At 45.2% G+C, this 705-nt stretch carries 1 pseudogene; it reads right to left on the reverse strand.

Annotated features, from left to right (window positions below):
- Positions 1 to 705 (reverse strand): annotated as a pseudogene (locus R8N47_RS25245) (arginine decarboxylase); the annotation flags it as partial.

The raw sequence follows: 705 nt of genomic DNA on the forward strand, positions 1-705 counted from the left end.
TGTTGCTTGATACTCACGATAGACTTACGGAAAGCAATAGCCTCACTAATACACTCATCTGTTAAATACTCACCTGAATCGTCCATCATTTTTGCGGAAACATCTGTGGACGCAATAATGCTGTATTGAGGTGACGTCGATGTGTGCATCATAAACGCCTCGTTAAACAGTGCTGGTTCAACTGGTACTTTTCCCGAGCGTAGGTGAATCATTGACGCTTGCGATAACGCAGCAAGTAACTTATGCGTTGAGTGCGTAACAGAGATGGTGGCATCATCAGGATGGCGCTCACCACGGTGCATTCCGTAACGACCTTCATACAGACCATTAAATCGAGCATAGGCATACCACGCCTCGTCATAGTGAATACGAGGAACAGAGTCGCTGAGTAAACGCGTTGTGGTTTCAACGTTGTAACATAAGCCGTCGTAGGTAGAGTTAGTCAATGCTGCTAACACTGGCAGGGTTTCTTTGTCAGCTATTATCGGGCTGTCTTGCATCTTTTGTTTAATTGATGCTGGCGTCATTTGGCTAGACGGTACCGGACCAATCACACCACGAGCATTACGTTTTGGCACCATGTAAATTGGCATTGCCCCAGACATATTCAATGCATAGTTCAAAGACTTATGACAGTTTCGGTCAACTAACACCGTATCACCGTCAGTCACTGCAGAATGAAGAATAATTTCGTTGCTAGACGAG

Source organism: Vibrio sp. 2132-1, assembly GCF_033344315.1.